The following is a 19,205-nucleotide window of genomic DNA, read 5'->3' on the forward strand; positions in this document are numbered from 1 at the left end:
TGGCAAGCTGGTATTGAAGATGGTAGCAGCCGCGCGCCCGGCTGCATCCCGGCAGCGTCAAAACCGCGTGCGCTTGTGGTCCGCTAGCGGCGTGCTCGTGCAGAAGCCGGCTTCAGTCGCCGTTCTGCTCGCGCTCGCGGCTCTTGCGCAACGCCTTTTCCTCGAGCCCGGACAGCCCTTCCCGGCGCTCCAGCTCGGCCAGCACGTCGGCCGGACTCAGGTCGAAATGCGAAAGCATGACGAGGCAGTGGAACCACAAGTCCGCGACTTCACCCACGAGGCTTGTGGGCGCGCCGCCCTGACGCACGTCCTTGGCGGCGAGCACCACTTCGGTGGCCTCCTCGCCGATCTTCTTGAGCACTGCATCGTCGCCCTTGTGGAAAAGGCGCGACACGTACGAAACGTCGGGGTCGCCGCCCTTGCGGCTATCGATCACGGCCGCGAGGCGCAGCAGCGTGTCGGTGGTGGATTGCGTCATTTGTAGATGTGTTCAGGATCTTTCAGCACGGGATCGACCGCGACCCACTCGCCGTCGTCTGCCGTGCCTTCGAATTTCTGGAAAAAGCAGGAGTGGCGGCCGGTGTGGCAGGCGATTCCGGAGACCTGCTCGACCTTGAGCAGCACCACGTCCTCGTCGCAGTCGAGCCGTACTTCGTGCACGTGCTGTACGTGCCCCGACTCTTCGCCCTTGAACCACAGCCGCTGCCGCGAGCGCGAGAAGTACACCGCCCGGCCCGTTTCGACCGTCTTCGCGAGCGCCTCGCGGTTCATCCACGCGAACATCAACACGTCGCCCGTGGCAGCTTCCTGGGCGATCACGGGCACGAGTCCGTTCGCGTCCCAGTGAACCTTGTCGAGCCAGCTTGCCTCGCTCGCCTTCGTTGCCGGTGCGTTCGTCACGTCACAACCTCACCGAAATGCCGCGCTCGGCCATGAAGCGCTTGGCCTCGCCCACGGTGTGCTCGCCGTAGTGGAAGATGCTCGCGGCCAGCACGGCGTCCGCGTGACCTTCGGTGATGCCGTCGGCAAGGTCCTTGAGCGAACCGACCCCGCCCGACGCGATCACCGGCACCGGCACCGCGTCCGACACGGCGCGCGTAAGCGCGAGGTCGAAACCGCTTTTCGTGCCGTCGCGGTCCATGCTGGTGAGAAGAATTTCGCCCGCGCCGTGCTCGGCCATCTGCTGCGCCCACTGCACGGCGTCGAGGCCGGTCGCCTTGCGCCCACCGTGCGTGAACACCTCCCAGCGCGGCGTTTCGCCCTCGGCCGAGACACGTTTCGCGTCGATCGCCACGACGATGCACTGCGAGCCGTACTTGCCGGTGGCATCGCGCACGAGCTGCGGATTCGCAACCGCCGACGAGTTCATGCTGATCTTGTCCGCGCCCGCGTTCAGGAGGCGCCGCACGTCTTCCACGGTGCGCACGCCGCCGCCCACGGTGAGCGGAATGAACACCTGCGAGGCGACCGCCTCGATGATCGGCAGGATCAGATCGCGCTGGTCGGAGGTGGCGGTGATGTCGAGAAAGGTGAGCTCGTCGGCGCCCTGCTCGTCGTAGCGGCGGGCGATTTCGACCGGGTCGCCGGCGTCGCGCAGTTCGACGAAGTTGACGCCCTTGACCACGCGTCCAGCCGTGACGTCGAGACAGGGGATGATGCGTTTAGCCAGAGCCATGATCGATCGTGCCAGTGGTGAGCCGTGCGGCGCTGTGCCGCGTGATAAGGCGTTGTTTGAGACGGTTTTCGGTGCCTGTGCCGGGGCGCCTATCGCGTCGTTTCGCACCGTTTCGTGCCGTTTTCTCGCCGCCCGTAGACGACGTATCGAGCGTATCGGGCGAATCGTGTGCCGCTCGTGGGCAGCCTATGTGCAGCCCGCCGAATACCGCCGCCGCGGCGCGAGCCGCGCCTCAGGCGTCGTCTGATTCGCGCAGGCTGTCCGCGCGGGCCTGCGCTGCCGCGAAGTCCAGATCGCCGGAGTAGATCGCGCGGCCGCAGATCACGCCTTCAATGCCTTCGTCCTCGACTTCGCACAGCGCGTCGATGTCGCCCAGATTCGAAAGGCCGCCGCTCGCGATCACCGGAATCTTCACGGCGCGCGCGAGGCGCACGGTTGCTTCGATGTTGATGCCCTGGAGCATGCCGTCCCGGCCAATGTCCGTATAGACGATCGACTCGCAGCCGTAGTCTTCGAACTTGCGTGCGAGGTCGATCACTTCGTGGCCCGTGAGCTTGCTCCAGCCGTCCGTGGCAACCTTGCCGTCGCGCGCATCGAGCCCGACGATGATGTGGCCGCCAAACGCCGTGCACGCTTCCTGCAGGAAGCCCGGGTTCTTCACTGCGGCCGTACCGATGATCACGTACGAGAGGCCGTCGTCGAGATACCGCTCGATCGTGTCCAGATCGCGGATGCCGCCGCCCAGCTGCACCGGAACTTCGTCGCCCACTTCCGCGATGATCGCGCGGATGGCCTCCTCGTTCTTCGGCTTGCCGGCAAACGCGCCATTCAGATCCACGAGGTGGAGCCGCCGCGCGCCACGGGAGACCCAATGCCGCGCCATGGCTGCCGGTTCCTCGGAAAAAATGGTCGCCTGGTCCATATCGCCCTGTTTGAGGCGCACACATTGACCGTCTTTGAGATCGATGGCCGGAATCAGCAGCATAGCAATCGGTGTTGTCTGGGAAGAATTTGGGTACCGCCGCCCTTGACGGGCACATACAGCCCGTCGGGACGACGTTTCGCTAGTTTAGTACAAGTCTTTCGGCGCCCTTGCAGGCGTCACGCCGGTTTGGACACGCGGCATTCCGGCAGAAACCGGTTGCCGCCACAGGTGGCCGAACGCGCTTATGGATTCCATTGCACGAAGTTGCGATACAGCCGCAATCCGGCCTCGGCGCTCTTTTCGGGGTGAAATTGGGTCGCAAAAATGTTATCCCGCGCCACCGCCGAGGTAAAGGTCACGCCGTACACCGTCTCGCCTACCGTGTGCGCCTCGTTGTCGGGCACCACGTAGTAGCTATGCACGAAGTAGAAGAAGCTGCCGTCGGGCACGCCGTCCCACATGGCATGCGGTTGCGTCTGACGCACGCGGTTCCAGCCCATCTGCGGCACCTTGAAGCGAGACCCGTCGTCCTGCAACTGGCCCTCCAGCGCGAAGCGCACCACCTTGCCGGGCAGCAGGCCGAGGCCAGGCGTGTCGCCTTCGGCGCTCCAGTCGAACAGCATCTGCTCGCCCACGCAAACGCCCATCAACGGCTTTTCACGCGACGCTGCGATCACGGCTTCCTGCAGCCCCGATTCGCCGAGGCAGCGCATGCAGTCAGGCATCGCACCCTGGCCGGGCAGCACGACGCGGTCTGCGGCGCGAATCGCCTCGGGCCGGTCGACGATAGCCACGTCGGCTTCCGGCGCCGCTTTCTTCAGCGCCTGGGCAACCGAGCGCAGGTTGCCCATTCCGTAGTCCACAATCGCAATCGAAGTTTTCATGTCGAATCAGGCCGCGGCCTTGTCTGGCGACAGCATAGCTGGAAGCTGTGCCGGGAAAGTCAATGTTTGCTGCTGACGGCGGATGGTGCAGCGCGCGTCTTGCTGGTCCAGGGCCGCCTTCCGTCTGTACTGCTTTACGGTTATCCGGCCGGACGTCGAATCACGGCGCGCACGCAACGCCGAGTAAGTCCCAGCGCTACAGCGCCCCATTTCGGCACACGCGCCTGGGACGCCGGCTCGCGCAATCCTAGAGGCTGCCCTTAGTGGACGGAATCTGCCCCGCTGCACGTTCGTCGATTTCGACGGCCATGCGCAGCGCGCGGCCAAACGCCTTGAACACAGTTTCCATCTGATGGTGGGCATTGAGCCCGCGCAGATTGTCGATATGAAGCGTCACGCCGGCATGATTCACGAAGCCGCGAAAGAATTCGATCGACAGGTCCACGTCGAACGTGCCGATGCGCGCGCGCGTGAACGGAACGTGAAATTCGAGGCCCGGACGGCCGGAAAAGTCGATCACCACACGCGAGAGCGCCTCGTCGAGCGGCACGTAGGCGTGGCCGTAACGGCGAATGCCCTTCCTGTCGCCCACGGCTTTCGCCACCGCCTGGCCCAGCGTGATGCCGACGTCTTCGACAGTATGGTGGTCGTCGATATGCAGGTCGCCATGCGCCTCGATGTCCAGATCCACCAGACCATGCCGGGCGATCTGGTCGAGCATGTGGTCGAGAAACGGCACGCCGGTGGCCAGCTTCTGCTGACCCGTGCCGTCGAGGTCGATCTTCACACGGATCTGCGTTTCGCTGGTGTTGCGAACGACTTCCGCCACGCGCATGGTCATTTCTTCAGTCGAGCCAAATAGGGAGATGAGAGGCAAAACGGCGACCACTCGCTTCACGAGCGGTCAGCCAGTCAGTGCAATATGAGTTTCAGGGCTGCGAGAAGCTGCGCGTTTTCGTCGGGGGACCCCACCGTCAGGCGCACGCAATTTGCCAGCAATGGGTGCATTTTACTCACGTTTTTGATCAGCACCCGCGCGGTGAGGAGCGTCTCGAAGGTTGCCGCCGCATCGGGCACGCGCACCAGCAGGAAATTGCCCGCGCTCGGAAACACCTCCGCGCCGGGCAGCTGCGCGACGGCTGCCGCCAGCTTCGTGCGTTCGTCGCGCAATTGGGCCGCTTGAGCGTCGAGCACGTCCACGTGATCGAGCAGGAAGTCGGCCGCCGCCTGGGTCAGCACGTTCACGTTGTACGGGGGACGTACCTTGTCGAACTCGTTGAGCCACGCGGGCAGGCCCGCCAGATAGCCGAGCCGGATGCCGGCGAGGCCAAGCTTCGAAACCGTACGCATCACAACGACGTTGTCGAATGCCGCGGCGCGCGGCATCCAGCTGTGCTGCGCAAACGGCTGGTAAGCCTCGTCGATCACGACGAGGCTCTTCGTCGCCGCCGCGATGATGCGTTCCATCTCGCCGCCGTCGAACAGCGTGCCCGTGGGATTGTTCGGATAGGCGAGCCAGACCACGGCGGGTTGATGCTCCGCGATCGCGGCCAGCATCGCATCGACGTCGAGCGTGAAGTCGGCCTTGAGCGGCACGCCCACGAATTCCACGTTCGCGAGCTTCGCACTCACCTGATACATCACGAAGCCGGGCACCGGCGCGAGAATCTTCGCACCAGGCTTCGCGCACGCCGTGCTGATGATGCTGATGATCTCGTCCGACCCATTGCCGAGCAGCACGTCGCACTCGGCCGGAATGTTCATCGTGCGCTTGATCTTCGCGATCAGCGCTTCCGGGCGCGGCGCGGGATAGCGATTGAGCGCGACAGCGGCCAGGTGCTCGCCGAGCTTCGCCGCGAGCGCCTCGGGCAGCGCGAACGGGTTCTCCATCGCGTCGAGCTTCACGAAGCCGCTCGCGTCCGGTACCGGGTAGCTCGTCATGGCGAGCACGTCGCGGCGAATGATGTCTTGTGGTGTAGTCATGGTGGGGGACCGGTCCGTGCGAGGAAGCCGGTCTCACAGGGCGGCCGCACACGCTGCGCGCCGCCGGGGTTGCTGTCTCTGTCTGCGCGTCAGTTGTGCTTCATGCGGTATTCGGCACTGCGCGCGTGGGCCTGCAGCCCTTCGCCGTACGCGAGTTCCGCAGCGATCTCGCCGAGCGTCTGCGCGCCTTCGGCGCTCACCTCGATCAGGCTCGAACGCTTGATGAAATCATAGACGCCGAGCGGCGACGAAAAGCGCGCGGTGCGCGACGTAGGCAGCACGTGGTTCGGGCCGGCGCAGTAGTCGCCCAGGCTTTCGCTCGTGTAACGGCCAAGGAAAATGGCGCCCGCGTGACGGATCTCGTTGGCCCACTGCTGCGGTTCCAGCGCGGAGATTTCGAGGTGCTCCGGCGCGATCTCGTTGGCAATCGCGCACGCTTCTTCCATGTCGCGCACCTTGACGAGCGCGCCCCGCCCTTCGAGCGAGGCGCGGATCACGTCGGCCCGCGGCATGATGGGCAGCAGCTCCGTGATAGCGTCTTCCACGCGGCCGATAAAGGCCTCGTCGGGACACAGCAGGATCGACTGCGCCAGCTCGTCGTGTTCGGCCTGCGAGAACAGGTCCATCGCGACCCAGCGCGGGTCCGTGGTGCCGTCGCAGAGCACGAGGATTTCGGAGGGACCGGCGATCATGTCGATGCCCACCGTGCCGAACACGCGGCGCTTGGCCGAGGCCACATACGCATTGCCCGGCCCGCAAATCTTGTCCACCGCGGGCACCGACTCCGTGCCATACGCGAGTGCACCCACCGCCTGCGCGCCGCCGATCGTGAACACACGATCCACGCCGCCCAGGAGTGCCGCGGCCAGCACGAGCGGGTTCTTCACGCCGTCGGGCGTAGGCACGACCATCACGATTTCGCGCACGCCGGCCACGCGCGCCGGAATCGCATTCATCAGCACCGACGACGGATACGCCGCCTTGCCGCCCGGCACATAAATGCCGACGCGATCGAGCGGCGTCACCTTCTGGCCGAGCACCGTACCGTCGGCTTCGGTGTATTGCCAGCTATGGCTGCCGCATTCGATACGCTGCTTCTCGTGGTAAGCCCGCACGCGCGCCGCCGCGGCCTCGAGCGCTGCGCGCTGCTTCGGCTCCAGCCCTTCGAGCGCCGCTTCGAGCTCCACGAACGGCAGTTCGAGCGCAGCCACGCTCGACGCCGCGAGGCGGTCGAAGCGGTTGGTGTATTCGAGCACCGCCGCATCACCGCGCGACTTCACGTCCGCGAGAATCTGCGCAACGGAGCGCTCGATCGCTTCGTCTTCGCTCGCCTCGAACGCGAGCACCGCGTGCAGCGCGTCGCGAAACCCGTTGGCGCTGGAATCGAGTTTGCGAATGCTGATAGCCATGTTGATATCCGTCCGTTTCGGCCGCACTCAGGCGGCGTCCGCTGCGCGCCGCGACGCGCGTTCGAACGCGTCGATGAACGGGCGCAGCGCCGCGCGCTTGAGCTTCAGCGCGGCCTGGTTCACCACGAGGCGCGAGGAGATATTCATGATCTCCTCGACCTCGACAAGATTGTTCGCGCGCAGCGTGCCGCCCGAGCTCACCAGATCGACGATCGCATCGGCAAGACCGACGAGCGGTGCAAGTTCCATCGAGCCGTAGAGCTTGATCAGATCGACGTGCACGCCCTTGGCCGCGAAGTGCTCGCGCGCGGTGTTCACGTATTTCGTCGCCACGCGCAGGCGTGCGCCCTGGCGAACCGCGCTCGCGTAGTCGAAGCCGGCCTTCACCGCCACCGACATGCGGCAGCGCGCAATGTCGAGGTCGATGGGCTGATACAGACCACTGCCGCCGTGTTCGAGCAGCACGTCCTTGCCTGCTACGCCGAAGTCGGCTGCGCCGTATTCGACGTAGGTCGGCACATCGGTTGCGCGCACGATGATGACGCGCACGTTGGCATCGCTCGTGGGCAGGATCAGCTTGCGCGAGGTTTCCGGGTCTTCCGTCACGTGTACGCCGGCCGCGGCGAGGAGCGGCATCGTCTCTTCGAAGATGCGACCCTTGGAAAGCGCGAGCGTCAAAGGCGCGCTCGCCGCGCTCGACGACGACGTTTGCGGCACCGAACTCATGCCGCGCTCCCTTTGATACGTCTCACTTCGGCGCCCACCGCCGTGAGCTTCGCTTCCATACGGTCGTAGCCGCGGTCCAGATGGTAGATGCGATCGATCAGCGTCTCGCCTTCGGCCACGAGGCCCGCGATCACGAGGCTTGCCGACGCGCGCAGGTCGGTGGCCATCACCTTGGCGCCCGAAAGCTTGCCCACGCCGTTCACGAGTGCCGTATTGCCGTCGATGGTCACGTTCGCGCCCAGCCGGTTCAGTTCCTGAACGTGCATGAAGCGGTTTTCGAAGATCGTCTCGACAACCTGCGACGTGCCGTCCGCAATCGCGTTGAGCGCCATGAACTGCGCCTGCATGTCGGTCGGGAACGCCGGATATTCGGAAGTGCGCACGTTGACGGCACGCGGACGCGCCTCCATGCGCACGCGCATCCAGTCGTCGCCTTCCTCGATGCTCACGCCCGCTTCGCGCAGCTTGTCGATCACGGCGTCCAGAATCTGCGGACGCACGCGGCGCAGCACGACGTCGCCGCCCGCAGCCGCGACCGCGCACAGGAACGTGCCGGCCTCGATGCGGTCCGGAATCACCTTGTGGTGCGCGCCCGAGAGGCGTTCGACGCCCTGGATCACGAGGCGGTCCGTACCGATGCCCTCGATCTTCGCGCCCATCTGCACGAGCAGCGTGGCGAGGTCGCCCACTTCGGGCTCGCGCGCGGCGTTTTCGATCACCGTTTCGCCATCGGCCAGCACCGCGGCCATGAGCAGGTTTTCGGTGCCCGTCACGGTGATCATGTCCGTGATGATGCGCGCGCCCTTCAGGCGCTTCGCGCGGGCTTCGATGAAGCCGTGCTCGATGTTGATCTCGGCGCCCATCGCCTGCAGGCCCTTGATGTGCTGGTCCACCGGACGCGCGCCGATCGCGCAGCCGCCCGGCAGCGACACCTTGGCCTCGCCGAAGCGCGCCACGAGCGGACCGAGCACGAGAATCGACGCGCGCATGGTCTTCACCAACTCGTACGGCGCAACGAGGTTGTCGACCTTCGATGCATCCAGATGCACGCGGCCGTCCGCGTATTCGGTGCGCACGCCCATCTGGCCGAGCAGCTTGAGCGTGGTGCGCACGTCCTGCAGATTCGGCACGTTGTCGAGATCCACCGGGTCCGCCGTGAGCAGGCTCGCGCACAGGATGGGCAGCGCCGCGTTCTTCGCGCCCGAAACGGTGATCTCACCTGCGAGCCTGCGGCCCCCGACTATCGCGAGTTTGTCCATACCTCTGGTTTCCTCTTCTGCCCGGCCCGCGGCCGGCGTCGAACGTTGTTCGTTCGCGGCGCCGCTCGCGGCGTCGCCTTGTTCCTGTGTGATTCGCACTGATGTTCCAGATTATGCGTTCTGCCATTCGGCAGGCGTCAGGGTTTTCATGCTGAGCGCGTGGATTTCCTCGCGCATGCGGTCGCCGAGGGCGGCATACACGAGTTGATGTCGCTGAATGAGGCGTTTGCCCTCGAAATTCGCCGAAACGATGGTCGCGAAGAAATGCTGACCATCGCCCTCGACTTCGAGGTGCTGGCAGGCGAGGCCTGCCGCGATGTACTGCTTGATCTGCTCGGGAGTCGGCAACATGGAAGAGGCTCCTCGTCAGTGACGCAGCTTGTAGCCGGATGCGAGCATGCGCATCGCGAGCACGGCTAGCGCCACGAAGAAACCGGCGACGATCGCAAGGCTTGCGAGCGGGTCGATGTCCGACACGCCGAAAAAGCCATAGCGAAAGCCGTCGATCATGTAGAAAAACGGATTGAGCCGCGACACCTCGCGCCACACGGGCGGCAGCGTGTGCGTGGAGTAGAACACGCCCGAAAGGAACGTGAGCGGCATGATCAGAAAGTTCTGGAATGCGGCGAGCTGATCGAACTTCTCGGCCCAGATGCCGGCAATGAGCCCGAGCGTGCCGAGAATCGCCGAACCGAGCAGCGCGAACAGCACGATGTAGAGCGGCGCCGCGAAGCTCACCGGAATGAACCAGATCGTCACCACGAATACGCCTGCGCCCACCGCGAGGCCGCGCACGACGGAAGCCAGCACGTAAGCACCGAACATCTCCCAGTGCGACAGCGGCGGCAGCAGCACGAACACGAGGTTGCCCGTGATCTTCGACTGGATCAGCGACGACGAGCTATTGGCGAACGCATTCTGCAGCACGCTCATCATCACGAGGCCGGGTATCAGGAAGCTCGTGTACTCGACGCCCGCATACACCTGGACGTGGTCGCGCAGTGCGTGGCCGAAGATGGTGAGATAAAGCAGCGCGGTGATGACGGGTGCCAGCACGGTCTGGAACGACACCTTCCAGAAGCGCAGCACTTCCTTGTAGAAGAGGGTGCGAAATCCGCTCATGCCAGCCCCTCGACCACTTCGGGACCGTTCATGATCTGCACGAACACGTCTTCGAGATCGGCCTTGCGGACTTCGATTTCGTCGAATGTGCAGCCCGCCGCGCGGCACTGTGCGAGGATGCGTTCCACGTCGTCGTAGCTCGACAGACGCAGCAGATGTTGGTGTCCCTGTACGTTGGTGGAGTCCACTTCGAGCGCGCGCAGTTCGACCGGCAGCACGCCGGTCGCAAAACGCACGAAGAGCTGCATGCCCGCGAAGCGCTGCAGCAAGGCGCTCGTACGGTCCAGGGCGACCACTTCACCGCGCCGCAGCATCGCAATGCGATCGCACAGCGCCTCGGCTTCTTCCAGATAGTGCGTCGTGAGCACGATGGTGTGTCCCTCGCGATTCAGGCGCGATACGAATTTCCAGAGTGTCTGACGCAGCTCGACGTCCACGCCCGCCGTGGGTTCGTCGAGCACGATGACGGGCGGCCGGTGCACCAGCGCCTGCGCTACGAGCACGCGGCGCTTCATGCCGCCCGAGAGCGCGCGCATGTTGACGTCCGCCTTCTCGGTGAGGTCGAGGTTAGCCATCACCTCGTCGATCCAGGCGTCGTTGTTGCGCAGGCCGTAATAGCCAGACTGGATGCGCAGCGTTTCGCGAACCGTGAAGAATGGATCGAAGACGAGTTCCTGCGGAACGACTCCGAGCGCGCGCCGCGCGGCGCGAAAGTCGCTCACCACGTCGTGGCCCAGTACCTTCACCGTGCCTTCGTCGGCGCGCGAGAGCCCCGCGAGAATGCTGATGAGCGTGGTCTTGCCCGCGCCGTTCGGGCCGAGCAGCCCGAAGAATTCGCCTTCTTCTACCGTGAGACTGACGCCCTTGAGCGCCTGCAACTCCTTGAAGCGCTTCCTGACGTTGCGGATTTCTATGGCTGGCATGACTGGTGCGCCGCTTCGCAGGGCGGCGGCGCCTGATAGGTGCGATAGGTGTGGTGCAAAGGTCTGCTGTAACCGCATGCTTTTGGGGCCAGCTCACGCGGCCTGAAGCCCCAAAAAAACGCTTGATTATAGGGCAAAGTGGCATGCCCTCGCCCGCATGGGGAATCTGGAGAAGCAGCAGAGGAAGGAGATGGCCCGGCTCGGCGTGCGCCGGTGCCGGGCATCAATGTCGGGCGGGTTGCGACGTGAGCAGCGTGTCGACGCCGTAGACCTGCGCGAGGCTGGCGAGCCCCGTGGGGAGATTGACGATTTCGAGCGCCGCGCCGCGCTTCGTCGCGGCGCGCTGCCATGCGAGCAACACGGCAAGCGCCGACGAATCGAACTGGGTGAGCGGCGTGCAGTCCACCACCGTGGCGCCGGCGGCAATGCGTTGGAGGCCAGCCGCAAGCGCGGCGTTCGCGCTCGCGTGGGTCAGCGCGCCGCCGGTTTCGAAGCGACTCACGACGAGACCTTGCCCGATGCCAGCTGCTGGTTACGCTGCGTGAGGAACTGGATCAGACCGTCCACGCCGCCTTGCTGGATCTTCTCGTTGAACTGCTGCTGGTAGGCCTGGATCAGCCATGCGCCCAGCACGTTGATGTCATACACGCGCCAGCCTTGCGGTGTCTTGTACAGACGGTAGTCGAGCTCGACCGGCGAGCCGTTGTTCATAACCACCGAGCGCACGACGACGTCCGTATCGTCAGGATTCGCACGGAACGGCTTGTACTGGATCTGCTGGTCGCGAACCTGGGCAAGCGCGCCGGCATAGGTGCGAATCAGCAGCATCTTGAACTGGTCGACGAGCTGGGCCTGCTGTTCCGGCGTGGCCGTGCGCCACGCGCGGCCCATGGCGAGCTGTGTGGTGCGGCGGAAATCCGTGTAGGGCAGGATCTTTTCGTTGACGAGCTTCGTGATCTCGCTGATATCGCCCTTCTGGATGGACTTGTCGCCGCGGATCGTATCCATGACCTGCGTGGTGACCGTCTTGATCAGGCCGTCAGGCGAGGTGGTGTCCGAACTCTGCGCGGACGCGACGCCAGTGAAAGAAAAGAACGCGAGAAGCAGCGGAATGAGGAAGAACTTTTTCATGTGGGTTCCTGCTGTTGGAAAAACGCAGTTATTGGAGCCGACGATAGCACGCAAGTTCTGGCCGGCTCCATACGCAAACTGCGACAGTCGTTTCCAGGTGTTACGGTGCCCGCTCAGTGCAGTTTGAGCGACGGATAGCCGAAACGCGCGGGCGGCACGATCTGGCCGGCCGGCACCGTCGTTTCGGTTCCGGGCACAAGACCCGGTACGGCCGTATCCGATGCGGGCGAAGCATTGGCCGCCGTACCGGAAGCGCCCGCAGGCGCAGCAGCACCGCTGGCGGCCGCCGCTGCGGCAGCACTGGATGCGCCTGCGGCCGGTGCGGCGCCGTCCTCGACGTTTTCGTACTTCGGCAGCGGTGCACCTTCGTCGTAGTTCGGCAACGCGGCGGAGGACCCGTCGGACAGCAGCGACTGGCGCCGTTGCAGATACGTGTTGCGCACGAACGAATACTTGTCGATGGCGGCCGCTTCCAGCACGTCGCCCGCGCCCAGCAGGTTCGCGCGCGTATTCACGATGTTGAGACCGTAAAGCCCCCAGCTGAGGCCCGGCGGATCGATGTAGCTGAGCGGGTTCACATAATAGTTGCCGATGGAACCCACGGCGTCGCGCACCGTGCTCGGCCCGAACAACGGCAGCACGAGGTACGGGCCCGCGGGCACGCCGTAATGGCCGAGCGTCAAGCCCAGATCCTGGTTGTGCTTGGGCAGCTTCGCGAGCGTGGCCACGTCGAACAGGCCGCCCACGCCGAACACCGTGTTGATCACGATGCGCATGATGTCTTCCACGCCGTCCGTGATCTTCAACTGCAGCAGGTTGTTGGCAGCGATATAGACGTCGCCGATGTTCGAAAAGAAGTTCGTGACGCTGTCGCGCACGGGCTGCGGCGTGACTTTGACATAGCCGCGCGCCACGGGCTTGAGCGCGTACTGGTCTACCTTGTCGTTGAAGGTGAAGATCGTGCGGTTCAGGCCTTCGAGCGGGTCTTCCTTCGTCGGCGTCTGCACCGTCGAGCAGCCTGCCAGTGCGACCACCCCAAGAGCCACCGCAGTGCGACGAATGGGTGCGTTTTTCATCGTTCTTGTTCTCCGTGTTCTTATTGGGTGCCGGAGGCAGGCGCCGCCACCGCGGGCGCCGCCGGAGCGGGTGGTGCTGCGCCTGCGGCGGGCTTCGCGGCCCCCGAGTCCGCCGCCTTGCTGTACAGGAACTGCCCGATCAGGTTCTCGAGCACGATGGCCGACTGCGTCATGGCAATCGTGTCGCCGGCCTTCAGCATTTCGCTGTCGCCGCCCGGCTCGAGCCCGATGTACTGCTCGCCCAGCAGACCCGACGTGAGGATCTTGGCCGAGGTGTCCTTCGGGAACTGGTACTGCTTGTCCAGATCGATCGTGACGAGCGCCTGGTACGTATTCGTGTCGAAGTTGATCGACGCCACGCGGCCCACCGTCACGCCCGCGCTCTTCACCGGCGCACGCGGTTTCAGCCCGCCGATGTTGTCGAACTTGAGCTTGACCGGATAGGTCGCCTGAAACGACAGCGAGCTCATGTTGCCGACTTTCAGCGCAAGGAACAGCAGCGCAATGAAGCCCGCCACCACGAACAGGCCGACCCAGAAGTCGAGAGCAGTCTTTTTCATCGTCATCCCAATGAGAAACCGTTGCTGCGGCACAGCGCCGGGCGGCGGGGCGCGCTCAGGCGCTCCACAGGCCGCGCGGCGCATGCCGCGCTAGCTGAACATCAATGCGGTCAGCAGGAAATCGAGGCCGAGCACCGCGAGCGAGGCATACACCACTGTCTTCGTCGTGGCCCGCGATACGCCTTCAGGCGTCGGCTTTGCCTCGTAGCCCTGGAACAACGCCACGAACGTGACGGCGAAACCGAACACGACACTCTTGATCACGCCGTTGCCCACGTCGCTCCAGACGTCCACGCCGCCCTGCATCTGCGACCAGAACGCACCGGAATCGACGCCGATCAGCAGCACGCCCACCACGTAGCCGCCCAGCACGCCAATGGCGCTGAAAATGGCCGCGAGGACGGGCATCGCAATGACGCCAGCCCACATGCGCGGCGCGATCACCACGCGAACCGGGTCGACGGCCATCATTTCCATCGCGGTAAGTTGCTCGCCTGCCTTCATCAGACCGATCTCGGCCGTGAGCGACGTGCCCGCGCGGCCCGCGAACAGCAGCGCCGTGACCACCGGCCCGAGTTCACGCACGAGCGAAAGCGCGACGAGCAGACCGAGCGCCTGCTCGGAGCCGTAGCGATTCAACGTGTAGTAGCCCTGCAGACCGAGCACGAAGCCGACGAACAGGCCCGATACCGCGATGATCACGATCGAGTAGTTGCCGACGAAATGAATCTGCTTCGTCACGAGGCGCGGACGCCGCAGCAACGGGAAGAACTCGAGCAGCAGGCGCAGGAAGAGCCTCGTGCCGTAACCGGCGCGCACGAGCCCCGCGATGACGCGGCTTCCGATCAGACTGATCATGCGCTCCCCCCGCCCATGCCGAAATCCGCACCGAGGCTGGCAGCGGGGTAATGAAAGCGGAACGGGCCGTCCGGCGCGCCGTCGATGAACTGGCGAACGGTGGGGTCGCTCGATGCGCGCAGTTGATCAGGCGTGCCTTCCGCATGCACCCGGCCGTTCGCGAGAAAGTAGACGTAGTCGGCAATCGCGAACGATTCCGGCACGTCGTGCGTGACGAGAATCGAGGTCGCGCCGAGCGCGTGGTTCAGCGTGCGGATCAGATTCGCCGTGATGCCGAGCGAAATCGGGTCGAGGCCGGCGAACGGTTCGTCGTACATCATGAGTTCGGGGTCGAGCGCGATGGCCCGCGCAAGCGCCACGCGCCGCGCCATGCCGCCCGACACCTCGGACGGTGCGAGGTCACGCGCGCCGCGCAGGCCCACTGCGTTCAGCTTCATCAGCACGAGGTCGCGGATCAGTTCTTCGGGCAGGTCGGTGTGCTCGCGCAACGCGAACGCGACGTTCTCGAACACCGACATATCGGTGAACAGCGCGCCGAACTGGAACAGCATGCCCATCTTGCGCCGCAAGGCGTAGAGGCCTTCGCGCGTCTGCGCGCCGACGTCCTCTCCGTGAAACAGCACCTGGCCGCGCTGGGCGCGCACGAGGCCACCGATGAGCCGCAGCACCGTGGTCTTGCCGCCGCCCGAGCCGCCCATGACCGCTACCACCTGGCCACGCGCGAAGCGCATGTTCAGTCCGGAGAGGACGAGCCGGTCGCCGTAACCGAAATCGACGTCGCGAAGCTCGAGAAGGGTCTCAGAAGAAGAAGGCACGTGGGCTGACAATCCTTTTACACGAAGGCCGAATTATAGGGCCATCATGAAGTTGCTGCCGCGACGTGCCCCGCCCGCTTAACCAAATCTAAACATCGAGAGGTTAAGGCCAGATGTCTGGTCGGACGATTATTGCGTAAACTCCCGCTGCAATGCAGCAACAGCGGCCGCAGGGTCGGCGGCCTCCGTCACGGCACGCACGACCGCCGCAGAGCCCACGCCCGTCGCAAGAACCTCAGGCAGCAGATCGCCGCTGATGCCGCCAATCGCCACGAGCGGCACAACGCCGCCCAGCAACTGGACATAGCGCCCGAGCCGCACGAGCCCTTGCGGCGCCGTGGGCATCACCTTCGTGGTGGTGGGAAACACCGCACCGAGCGCGATGTAGCTGGGCCGGAAGTGCAGCGCCGTGAGCATCTCGTAATAGCTGTGCGTCGAGAGCCCAAGCCGCAGTCCAGCCGCGGCAATCGCATCGAAGTCGGCCACGCGCAGGTCTTCCTGGCCGAGATGCACGCCGTACGCGCCCGCCTCGATCGCTTCGCGCCAGTGATCGTTGATGAACACCTGCGCGTCGTGCCGGCGGCCGGCCGCCACGCAGCGCGCAATCTCCGCCTTCAGCACGTCGGGCTCGGCCTGCTTGAGCCGCAGTTGCACGGTCTTCACACCGTAGTCGAGCACGCGCTCCACCCAGTCGGCCGTGGGCAGCACGGGATAGAGCCCCAGGCGCGCGGGACACGCGGGGAACGGTTGCGCCGGCGCAGCAGGCAATCCGGTCACGCGTGGAAAGCGCGCGAGGTCCTTCGGCCAGGCGTCGGCTGCGGTCCGTTCGTCGCCGTCGCGCCAGGCCATTGCGAGCGTCAGCGCATCGTGGGGATCGAAGCCGCAATCGAGGAACGCTGCGAGCGCGGGTATCCAGTCTTCGGCGAGGTGGCCTTCGAGCGCATAGCGCTCGCCGCCCAGATGCAACGTGGCGCGTCCTTCGGCTGCTTCGATCACGCCGGCGCCGCGCACGAGCCAGCTCGCGAGGTGTTCGCCCGCGTGCGATGCATTCGACACGACGATCAGGTCGCCGCCGTTCGGCTCGTCTGGAGCCGTCAGGCAGACGCGCCAGGGCGCATGCGTGGGCGGCCAGTCGCCAAGACGGGCGCGGATGCGCTCGACGGCCTCGGTCAATTCATCGGCGGGCGGCCAGAACAGCTCGCGCGCCGGCAAGGGCAATCTTTCGGTCATGCTGCACTCCCATCCTGATGCCAAAACGGCATGCCCACCACGGGCGTGCTCGCCTGCGCCGTCTGCCGTTCGGCCATCGGCCCAGCAAGGTAGGCCTCGCGTCCGGCTTCCACGCCGAGCGCGAAGGCGCGCGCCATCGCCTCCGGATGCGTCGCCTGCGACACGGCCGTGTTCAGCAGCACGCCGTCGAAGCCCCACTCCATCACCTGGCACGCGTGCGACGGCACGCCGAGCCCCGCGTCGACGATGAGCGGTACATCGGGCAGCCGCTCGCGCAGCACGCGCATCGCGTACGGATTCATCACGCCTTTGCCGGTGCCGATGGGCGCGCCCCACGGCATCAGCGCCTCACAGCCCGCGTCGAGCAGACGCCGGCCGATCACGAGATCTTCGGTGCAGTACGGCAGCACCTTGAAGCCGTCCTTCACGAGCCGGGCGGCCGCTTCGATCAGCCCGACCGGGTCCGGCTGCAGCGTGTAGTCGTCGCCGATCAGTTCGAGCTTGATCCAGTCGGTTTCGAATACTTCGCGCGCCATGTGCGCGGTCGTCACCGCCTCGGCCACCGTCTGGCAACCGGCCGTGTTCGGCAGAAGCGGCACGGCATGGCGCTTGAGCAAATCGAAGAAGCCGGCTTCCGCGCCGCCTTCGGTCATTTGCCGGCGCAGCGCGACGGTCACCATGCCGGGGCGCGCGGCCTCGATGGAGCGCGACAGCGATTGCAGCGACGGGTAACGCGACGTGCCGAGCAACACGCGGCTCGCGAGGGTTTCGCCGTAGAGCGTGAGCGCGTCGGCAGGAATGGAGGTGGTCATGGCAGACAATCCTTTGCAGATGACGGCGAAGGTGCGGCGCCGCTCAGCCGCCCGCGACAGGGGTAACGACATCCAGCCGGTCGCCGGGCTGGAGCGCTCGCGCCGCATGCTGCGCGCGCGCGACGAAATCGCCGTTCAGCGCCACCGCAAACGGCGGACGCGCGCCGAACGCGGCGAGCGCGTCGGCAACGGTCGCGCCGTCGGGCAACGAAAACGGCTTCTGGTTCACGTGTATATCCATGGTTCGCTTTCTGTCGGTTCGCTCACGCGGGCTCGATCGCGTTCAGACCGGCTCCTCGGCGTGCTCGAGATGAAAAAGGCTGGACCAGCGGGCGTCGCTGCGCCACTGCGCGAACGCATCGGCATCCGCGATGCTGCCCTCAAGCAGCGTCTGTGCGAAGCGCGCTGCTGCGTTGGCCACTTCCGGCGCGATCATGTAGCCGTGCCGATACAGGCCGTTGACGCGCAAGGTGCGTGCGCCATCCCAAACGAGCGCGGGCCGGTGATCGGGCAAGGTCGGACGGCATTGCGAGTTCAGTTCCAGGATGCGCGCCTCGCCGAAGGCCGGATGCACCGAAAACGCCGCGCTCAGCAGTTCCAGCGCCGAGCGCACGCTGACGGGCGACATGTCTTCGCCTTCGATCTCCGTCGCGCCGATCACGTACACGTCGTCCTGTTTGGGCGCGATATAGATCGGATAGCGCGGATGCAGCAGCCGCACGGGCCGCGTAAGCGAAATGCCCGGCGCGTGCACGCGCGCCACCTCGCCGCGAATGCCGCGCAGCGTGGGCCAGACCGGCTTGCCGCCCAGGCCGCGGCAGTCGATCACGACACGTGCGTCGGGATACGCCGTGCCCTCGACCGCGCTGTTCCAATGCGTATCGACCTTACGCTGGGCGAGCCCGGCCGCGAGTGCACGCAAGGCCTGGCGGTTGTCGAGCTGACCTTCGTTGGGCAGCAGCCATCCTTTCGCGAAACGGCCAGCGAGCGCCGGTTCCGCGTCGCCTACCTCGGCGCCCGCCAGCGAGACGAACCCGCCTTCGACGAGCCCCGCCGGCGCATTGGCGCGAACGCGCCGCTCGAACAGCGGCGCCTCGGCGCGGTCGGCATGGTGCCAGACGACGAGCGTCCCGTTGCGCTGCAAGAAGACGGGTTCGGGCAATTCGGCCAGGATGCGCGGCCAGCTTTCCAGCGAAGCCACGCCGAGTTCCGTAATGAGCACTTCGGCGACGGCGGCTTCCGCAAGCGGCGCGAGCATGGCGGCAGCCACCCACGCGGCCGAGCTGCTGCCGTCGGCGTCACCGCGATCGTAAAGCGCCACGCGATGTCCCGCGCCGGCAAGCTGCCACGCGACGAGGCGGCCACAGAGCCCGCCGCCGACCACGGCGAAATCCGGTCGGACAGCGGCGTTCATGAGCGCGCTCCAAGCGACGCGCGTTGCGTGACCATAAGCGCGGCAGCGCGACGAACGCGCCGGTGAAAGCAAAGAACTGGAGAATGAGCGGTCATCGTATCCTTTCCGTACGGCAGGCTGCACACGTACACAAGGACGAAACCGGCTGGCGAGGCCGGCCGGACGCACTCCGATATGTGATGAAGGAGCGCCGCCCGGCGGGAGACTGGACGCATGGGCATCCAGCGGGACTTTCCCGAAACTTCCCGCGCCGGTATTACCCGGATCGGGTGCGAAGGGTCTCTCTCAGCCTCGTCGCTGGCCGCCGCGTGCTGCCGGCCGGCGCGAAGCACCCCTGTTTCGTCAGCGGCCATTAGACCATAAAAGACAGAACCGCCGCAAACGAGGCAGGACGCCGCAGGGC

Annotated in this window: 23 protein-coding genes and 1 riboswitch; all 23 genes read right to left on the reverse strand. The window is 65.6% G+C overall.

The annotated features are described in order from the left end of the window. Positions 1-112: 112 nt before the first annotated feature. Positions 113-478: a phosphoribosyl-ATP diphosphatase gene (locus PXJ20_RS00635; protein ID WP_017777227.1), complete on the reverse strand. Its 366-nt coding sequence runs from the start codon at positions 476-478 to the stop codon at positions 113-115. Next, a complete protein-coding gene (gene hisI, locus PXJ20_RS00640) occupies positions 475-900 on the reverse strand; it encodes a phosphoribosyl-AMP cyclohydrolase (protein ID WP_042302628.1) in 426 nt (141 codons plus the stop codon). The genes PXJ20_RS00635 and hisI overlap by 4 nt, the downstream gene beginning before the upstream one ends. A gap of 1 nt (position 901) precedes the next feature. Then, positions 902-1,675 carry an imidazole glycerol phosphate synthase subunit HisF gene (gene hisF / locus PXJ20_RS00645; protein WP_413212623.1) on the reverse strand — a complete coding sequence of 258 codons (774 nt, stop codon included), beginning with the start codon at positions 1,673-1,675 and terminating at the stop codon, positions 902-904. 232 nt (positions 1,676-1,907) lie between these two features. Beyond that, positions 1,908-2,660: a 1-(5-phosphoribosyl)-5-[(5-phosphoribosylamino)methylideneamino]imidazole-4-carboxamide isomerase gene (hisA, locus tag PXJ20_RS00650; RefSeq protein WP_421029948.1), complete on the reverse strand. Its 753-nt coding sequence runs from the start codon at positions 2,658-2,660 to the stop codon at positions 1,908-1,910. A gap of 182 nt (positions 2,661-2,842) precedes the next feature. Beyond that, complete coding sequence (hisH, locus tag PXJ20_RS00655; protein WP_421029949.1) at positions 2,843-3,484, reverse strand: imidazole glycerol phosphate synthase subunit HisH; 642 nt, start codon at positions 3,482-3,484, stop codon at positions 2,843-2,845. 247 nt (positions 3,485-3,731) lie between these two features. Next, positions 3,732-4,319 (reverse strand): imidazoleglycerol-phosphate dehydratase HisB, encoded by a 588-nt coding sequence (gene hisB, locus PXJ20_RS00660; protein WP_026121934.1) that lies wholly within the window; start codon positions 4,317-4,319, stop codon positions 3,732-3,734. Positions 4,320-4,396: 77 nt separating this feature from the next. Continuing rightward, complete coding sequence (hisC, locus tag PXJ20_RS00665; protein ID WP_413212625.1) at positions 4,397-5,467, reverse strand: histidinol-phosphate transaminase; 1,071 nt, start codon at positions 5,465-5,467, stop codon at positions 4,397-4,399. 89 nt (positions 5,468-5,556) lie between these two features. Continuing rightward, entirely contained in the window at positions 5,557-6,876 is a 1,320-nt protein-coding gene (hisD, locus tag PXJ20_RS00670; RefSeq protein WP_413212626.1) for a histidinol dehydrogenase, read from the reverse strand. Between the two features lie 27 nt (positions 6,877-6,903). After that, the gene (gene hisG / locus PXJ20_RS00675; protein WP_017777219.1) at positions 6,904-7,602 is read right to left on the reverse strand and encodes an ATP phosphoribosyltransferase; all 699 of its coding nucleotides are present in this window, start codon (positions 7,600-7,602) and stop codon (positions 6,904-6,906) included. Further along, a complete protein-coding gene (murA, locus tag PXJ20_RS00680) occupies positions 7,599-8,861 on the reverse strand; it encodes a UDP-N-acetylglucosamine 1-carboxyvinyltransferase (protein WP_017777218.1) in 1,263 nt (420 codons plus the stop codon). The genes hisG and murA overlap by 4 nt, the downstream gene beginning before the upstream one ends. A 111-nt stretch (positions 8,862-8,972) precedes the next feature. After that, positions 8,973-9,212 carry a BolA family protein gene (locus PXJ20_RS00685; RefSeq protein WP_114814027.1) on the reverse strand — a complete coding sequence of 80 codons (240 nt, stop codon included), beginning with the start codon at positions 9,210-9,212 and terminating at the stop codon, positions 8,973-8,975. 15 nt (positions 9,213-9,227) lie between these two features. Continuing rightward, positions 9,228-9,983 (reverse strand): ABC transporter permease, encoded by a 756-nt coding sequence (locus PXJ20_RS00690; protein ID WP_126879349.1) that lies wholly within the window; start codon positions 9,981-9,983, stop codon positions 9,228-9,230. Beyond that, positions 9,980-10,906: an ABC transporter ATP-binding protein gene (locus PXJ20_RS00695; protein ID WP_421029950.1), complete on the reverse strand. Its 927-nt coding sequence runs from the start codon at positions 10,904-10,906 to the stop codon at positions 9,980-9,982. The genes PXJ20_RS00690 and PXJ20_RS00695 overlap by 4 nt, the downstream gene beginning before the upstream one ends. Positions 10,907-11,129: 223 nt before the next feature. Continuing rightward, on the reverse strand, positions 11,130-11,408 hold the full coding sequence (locus PXJ20_RS00700) for an STAS domain-containing protein (protein WP_277596943.1): 279 nt from the start codon (positions 11,406-11,408) through the stop codon (positions 11,130-11,132). Then, the gene (locus PXJ20_RS00705; protein ID WP_126879346.1) at positions 11,405-12,037 is read right to left on the reverse strand and encodes an MlaC/ttg2D family ABC transporter substrate-binding protein; all 633 of its coding nucleotides are present in this window, start codon (positions 12,035-12,037) and stop codon (positions 11,405-11,407) included. The genes PXJ20_RS00700 and PXJ20_RS00705 overlap by 4 nt, the downstream gene beginning before the upstream one ends. Before the next feature lie 113 nt (positions 12,038-12,150). Beyond that, positions 12,151-13,113 (reverse strand): VacJ family lipoprotein, encoded by a 963-nt coding sequence (locus tag PXJ20_RS00710; protein WP_421029951.1) that lies wholly within the window; start codon positions 13,111-13,113, stop codon positions 12,151-12,153. 20 nt (positions 13,114-13,133) lie between these two features. Further along, on the reverse strand, positions 13,134-13,673 hold the full coding sequence (mlaD, locus tag PXJ20_RS00715; RefSeq protein WP_026121930.1) for an outer membrane lipid asymmetry maintenance protein MlaD: 540 nt from the start codon (positions 13,671-13,673) through the stop codon (positions 13,134-13,136). Positions 13,674-13,763: 90 nt separating this feature from the next. Then, positions 13,764-14,531, reverse strand: coding sequence for a lipid asymmetry maintenance ABC transporter permease subunit MlaE (mlaE, locus tag PXJ20_RS00720; protein WP_017777210.1), 768 nt, complete (start codon positions 14,529-14,531; stop codon positions 13,764-13,766). Continuing rightward, positions 14,528-15,346 carry an ABC transporter ATP-binding protein gene (locus PXJ20_RS00725; protein WP_017777209.1) on the reverse strand — a complete coding sequence of 273 codons (819 nt, stop codon included), beginning with the start codon at positions 15,344-15,346 and terminating at the stop codon, positions 14,528-14,530. Before PXJ20_RS00725 ends, mlaE begins: the two co-directional genes overlap by 4 nt. 129 nt (positions 15,347-15,475) lie before the next feature. Next, entirely contained in the window at positions 15,476-16,576 is a 1,101-nt protein-coding gene (gene thiE, locus PXJ20_RS00730) for a thiamine phosphate synthase (RefSeq protein WP_421029952.1), read from the reverse strand. Next, entirely contained in the window at positions 16,573-17,388 is an 816-nt protein-coding gene (locus tag PXJ20_RS00735; protein WP_421029953.1) for a thiazole synthase, read from the reverse strand. The genes thiE and PXJ20_RS00735 overlap by 4 nt, the downstream gene beginning before the upstream one ends. A 43-nt stretch (positions 17,389-17,431) precedes the next feature. Then, entirely contained in the window at positions 17,432-17,629 is a 198-nt protein-coding gene (gene thiS / locus PXJ20_RS00740; RefSeq protein WP_421029954.1) for a sulfur carrier protein ThiS, read from the reverse strand. A 42-nt stretch (positions 17,630-17,671) separates the two neighbouring features. Beyond that, positions 17,672-18,802, reverse strand: coding sequence for an FAD-dependent oxidoreductase (locus tag PXJ20_RS00745; RefSeq protein WP_277596947.1), 1,131 nt, complete (start codon positions 18,800-18,802; stop codon positions 17,672-17,674). Positions 18,803-19,027: 225 nt separating this feature from the next. Beyond that, positions 19,028-19,148: riboswitch (TPP riboswitch) on the reverse strand. Positions 19,149-19,205: the final 57 nt, after the last annotated feature.

The sequence above is a fragment of the Paraburkholderia sp. A1RI_3L genome (genome assembly GCF_048957895.1).
Classification (GTDB): Bacteria; Pseudomonadota; Gammaproteobacteria; order Burkholderiales; family Burkholderiaceae; genus Paraburkholderia; species Paraburkholderia kururiensis.